Source organism: Anaerotignum sp. (assembly GCF_045122575.1).
GTDB lineage: Bacteria > Bacillota > Clostridia > Lachnospirales > Anaerotignaceae > Anaerotignum_A.
In genome coordinates this window covers 1-4,774 of the sequence record NZ_JBGVHV010000146.1, presented here as the reverse complement: position 1 = coordinate 4,774, position 4,774 = coordinate 1, and the positions used below count along the sequence as shown (strand labels likewise).

The 4,774-nt window shown below is 45.9% G+C and carries 4 protein-coding genes; 3 read left to right on the top strand and 1 reads right to left on the bottom strand.

Annotated elements, in window-relative coordinates:
* Window positions 1–129: 129 nt before the first annotated feature.
* On the top strand, window positions 130–2,064 hold the full coding sequence (locus ACJMLT_RS07115) for an aconitate hydratase (RefSeq protein ID WP_405728663.1): 1,935 nt from the start codon (window positions 130–132) through the stop codon (window positions 2,062–2,064).
* Window positions 2,065–2,067: 3 nt separating this feature from the next.
* Window positions 2,068–3,072 (top strand): isocitrate/isopropylmalate dehydrogenase family protein, encoded by a 1,005-nt coding sequence (locus tag ACJMLT_RS07110; protein WP_405728660.1) that lies wholly within the window; start codon window positions 2,068–2,070, stop codon window positions 3,070–3,072.
* A 34-nt stretch (window positions 3,073–3,106) separates the two neighbouring features.
* On the opposite strand, the gene ACJMLT_RS07105 is transcribed toward ACJMLT_RS07110, so the two are convergent.
* Window positions 3,107–4,306 carry a BTAD domain-containing putative transcriptional regulator gene (locus ACJMLT_RS07105; RefSeq protein ID WP_405728657.1) on the bottom strand — a complete coding sequence of 400 codons (1,200 nt, stop codon included), beginning with the start codon at window positions 4,304–4,306 and terminating at the stop codon, window positions 3,107–3,109.
* Between the two features lie 190 nt (window positions 4,307–4,496).
* On the opposite strand from ACJMLT_RS07105, the gene ACJMLT_RS07100 reads away from it, so the two are divergent.
* On the top strand, window positions 4,497–4,774 hold a 278-nt coding region (locus ACJMLT_RS07100), incomplete at its 3' end, for a hypothetical protein (RefSeq protein ID WP_405728654.1).

The following is a 4,774-nucleotide window of genomic DNA, read 5'->3' as shown; positions in this document are numbered from 1 at the left end:
GAAGGCGGCCGAATGACTTTCATCAGTGAAGAAGAAATGGAAGAAGCATTAAAAACATTGCTTCCTGAACTGGCAGCAAGATTATAAATTACACGACAGATAAAACATATTCTCCGGGAGGAAAGAAAAATGGGAATGAATATTACTGAAAAATTGATCAAAAACCATCTGGTAAGCGGCGAAATGACAGCAGGCAAAGAAATCGCCATCAAAATCGACCAGACACTGACACAGGACTCCACAGGCACAATGGCATATCTGCAGTTTGAAGCCATCGGGATCCCCCGTGTTAAAACAGAAAAATCCGTAGCATATATCGACCACAATACTTTGCAGACAGGTTTTGAAAATGCAGACGACCACAAATATATCCAGACAGTAACATCCAAACACGGTATCTATTTCTCCAAACCCGGTAATGGTATCTGCCATCAGGTTCATCTGGAACGCTTCGGCAAACCCGGTAAAACACTGCTGGGCTCCGACAGCCATACTCCTACCGGCGGCGGTATCGGTATGCTGGCCATCGGCGCAGGCGGTCTGGATGTTGCCGTAGCTATGGGCGGCGGTGCTTACTATCTGGCAATGCCCAAGGTTTGCAGAATCAATCTGACAGGTAAACTCTCCCCTTGGGTAACTGCAAAAGACGTGATCCTTGAAGTACTGAAAAGACTGTCTGTAAAAGGTGGCGTAGGCAAAGTTATGGAATACGCCGGTGAAGGCGTGAAAACACTGTCTGTTCCCCAGCGTGCGACCATCACAAACATGGGCGCAGAACTAGGTGCAACCACATCTGTTTTCCCTTCTGACGAAGTAACAAAAGCATTTCTGGATGCACAGGGCCGCGGCGAAGACTGGATCGAACTGTGTGCCGATGCAGATGCAACCTATGATGAAGAAGTGACGATCGCTCTGGATGAGATCGTTCCTCTGGTGGCTTGCCCTCACTCTCCAGATAATATTAAAAACGTAAAAGATATTCAGGGGCTGAAAGTAGATCAGGTTGCCATTGGTTCCTGCACAAACTCCTCTTATACAGATATGATGACAGTAGCAGCCCTGTTGAAAGGCAAATCCGTACATCCTGATGTCAGCCTGGTTATTGCACCTGGCTCCAAACAGGTAATGAATATGCTGGCTGCAAACGGCGCGCTGGCAGATATCATTTCTGCCGGTGCAAGAATTCTGGAATGCGGCTGCGGCCCTTGTATCGGTATGGGTCAGGCTCCTGCTACAAACGCTGTATCCCTGCGTACCGTAAACAGAAACTTTGAAGGCAGAAGCGGCACAAAATCTGCACAGGTTTATATCGTTTCCCCTGAAACAGCCGTTGCGTCCGCACTGGCCGGTGTGGTAACAGATCCTCACGGTCTGGGTGATGCTCCTCTGGTTTCCATGCCCGAACATTTCATGGTAAATGACAACCTAATCATTGCTCCTGCTCCTGAAGGTGAAGATGTAAAAGTCGTGAGAGGCCCTAACATTCAGCCCTTCCCTAAAAATACAAAAGTGCCTAAAGAAATCAAAGGCAGCAGCCTGATCAAGGTGGATGATAACATCACAACAGATCATATCATGCCTTCTAATGCGAAGCTCCTACCCTTCCGTTCCAACGTACCTTATCTGGCAGATTACTGCCTGACACCCTGCGATGCAGAATTCCCTGCAAGAGCGAAAAAAGCAGGCGGCGGCTTCATCATTGCCGGTCAGAACTATGGTCAGGGCTCCAGCCGTGAACATGCAGCGCTGGCTCCTCTGCAGCTGGGCGTAAAAGGCGTTATCGCAAAATCCTTTGCACGTATCCACATGGCAAACCTCATCAATAACGGTATCCTGCCTCTGGTATTCGTAAACGAATGGGATTATGACAGCATCCAGCTGGGCGATGAACTGGTGATCAAATACGCTGCCGACCAGATCAAAGGCGCAGTGAAAGGCCAGGAAGTCATGGTAACATGCCTGCGTACAGGCAAAGACTTTGCAACAAGACTGAATATCTCCGCAAGACAGGCTGATATCCTGCTGGCAGGCGGTCTGCTGAACTATACGAAAGAAGGTAAATAAATTATGGCATATAAAGTAACTCTGATCCCCGGTGACGGCAGCGGCCCCGAAGTCGTTGCAGCAGCAAAAAGAGTCGTAGAAGCGACCGGTGTAGCTATCGAATGGGATGAAATGGAAGCAGGCGCAGCGATGATCGAAAAATACGGCACTCCCCTGCCCGATCATGTCATCGATTCCATCCGCAAAAACGGCGTAGCTCTGAAAGGCCCTATCACAACACCCGTTGGCACAGGTTTCCGTAGCGTAAACGTGGCCCTGCGTAAAACATTCGACCTTTATGCAAACGTACGCCCTGCCAGAACTTATCCCGGCGTTATCACAAGATTTGAAAATATCGACCTCGTGATCGTAAGAGAAAACACAGAAGACCTGTATGCAGGGATTGAACATATGGTAGGCGAAGATGCGGCAGAAAGCATCAAGCTCATCACAAGAAAAGGCTGCGAACGTATCTGCCGTTATGCTTTTGACTACGCTGTGCGCGAAGGCAGAAAAAAAGTAACAGCCGTACATAAAGCAAACATTATGAAATGCACAGACGGCCTGTTCCTCAGCGTTGCAAGAGAAATTGCAAAAGAATATCCTCAGATCGAATTCAACGACAGTATCGTTGATGCGATGTGCATGAGACTGGTGATGCATCCCGAAGATTACGATGTACTGGTTTGCCCCAACCTGTATGGTGATATCGTGTCTGACCTGTGTGCCGGTCTGGTGGGCGGCCTTGGCCTGACACCCAGTGCAAACATCGGCGTAGACGGCGCTATTTTCGAACCCATCCATGGTTCTGCCCCCGATATTGCCGGTCAGCATAAGATCAACCCTACTGCCTGCATCCTTTCCGCAAGCCTGATGCTGGCGCATCTGGGCGAAGCATCTGCGGCTGCTGCCATCGAAAAAGCAGTATCCGAAATTATTTCCGAAGGAAAAACACTGACACAGGATATGGGCGGTTCTGCCAGCACAGAAGAATTTGCCGATGCAGTTATTGCAAAACTGAACGCATAACAAAAATAACCCCGAGATTTCTCGGGGTTATTTTTCATTTCTTCAATTCATCCGGTGTGAGCGGGGTCGTGCTGCAGCGCAGCAGAACAGGCGTATTGGGAAACTCTCTGCGATACGCTTTTTTAATACGTTCCATGACCATATTGGATGTTTCATAGGTCGTTGTCGGCAGCATGATCAGATACTGATTCAGGCTGTAGCGGGTAAAGATATCACCTTTTCTCAGGCTTCTTCGAATCGTTTCCTGCAAAGCATCCATCACGCGGTTCGTGGTCTTCTGATTTGGCAGGTCATCCCCTTTTGCATTCATCACTGTCATCAGACCGATATAAACCGACTGACCGGTTCTGGCAGCAGAACGTGCTTCCAGACGATAAATGGTCTTGAAAAATTCAAATTCACAGTAAAAACTGCCTTCTGTCGGTTCTTCTGTCAATTTTTCTTTAATGATCTCCAGGTTCATTTCCGGCATATGGGATGTTTCTACCACCTCTTTGTAGATGGCCGTCAGTTCTTCCGAAGGCGTGATACCAAACTCGCGGAAAAACAGTTCGGAAATATGACGATATTCTTCCTGCGCCTTATCTGCCTGCTGTGTTTTGACCAGCGCCTTCAGCAGATAAAGATAGAATGTTTCTTCGTAAGGGTTAAATTTGATAACATGTCTGCAGAGACTGATCAACTCTGTATATCTGTGCTGTTCAAAAAGCATTTCCGCTGCCTCGGAAGATGCCTGCAAAAACTTGGCTTTATAAACGCCGCTTAACTCTACGATCCATGGATCAGTTGCATTTTTCTGCAGAAAATCCCCTTGATACAGGCGGATGGCCTGTAAAAGATAATCCAGTTTCTTATCCTTATCCGCTTCTGATCCATGCTGCAAAATTGCTTCAAATTCTGCGGTATCAATGCTGTATTTTAATTCATCATTCCAGCCATAAGCACCGCTTTTATAATAAATCATTTTTTTACCGCTGTCCTTACCAAGTTCGTCCAGCAAGGTACGCACGCGGTGCATCAGTACTTTCAGCGTATTGATAGGATCTTTGGTATCATTGCCCGGCCAGAGCAGATCGACCAGTTCCTTCTGTGTTATCGCTCTGTCACGATGTACGATCAGATATTCCAGCAAAGTCCATACTTTTTTAGAACGGTTCGCCTGATCTGTAATGATCTCCTTCCCATTGGAAATGGTAAATTCACCAAACATGGTAATTTCATAATTGGGTTTCATATGCATCAACCTTTTCAGTATTGTGATTTTATAACGTAATTTGTAACCAAGTTATTTTCATGATACTGCAATATATAATTTTTGTCAAATACTAGTTATGATTTTTTCAAACTACGGCAAGAAAGATTGTATTTGTAACCATATTATGTTATAATCAATCCATGAAAAAGAAACTGAGAGGAGGAAAAATATGTCCATCAGTCCTGCCAAATTTATTCCCAGAGAAATGAAAACAACACTGATCAAAGTGTATTCTTATGATAACAAATGTATGCAGGGAACGATTTTCAATCCTTTTTTTGAAAAGGAAATGGTGTTTGAAAATATGATGCAGATGATCACAATGATCGAACGTATCTCCGATTCTCTGTTTTTCCCTCAGAAAGCGATGCAGCTGCGTCAATTTACCGATATTGATCAGCCTGAAGACAAAACTTCTTTTGATTTTGTAACGACGTCTGATTTCAG

Excerpts from the sequence above, each read along its gene's own strand:
- ACJMLT_RS07110 (WP_405728660.1), top strand. The coding sequence starts at position 2,068 with ATGGCATATAAAGTAACTCTGATCCCCGGTGACGGCAGCGGCCCCGAA.
- ACJMLT_RS07105 (WP_405728657.1), bottom strand. The coding sequence starts at position 4,306 with ATGAAACCCAATTATGAAATTACCATGTTTGGTGAATTTACCATTTCC.
- ACJMLT_RS07115 (WP_405728663.1), top strand. The coding sequence starts at position 130 with ATGGGAATGAATATTACTGAAAAATTGATCAAAAACCATCTGGTAAGC.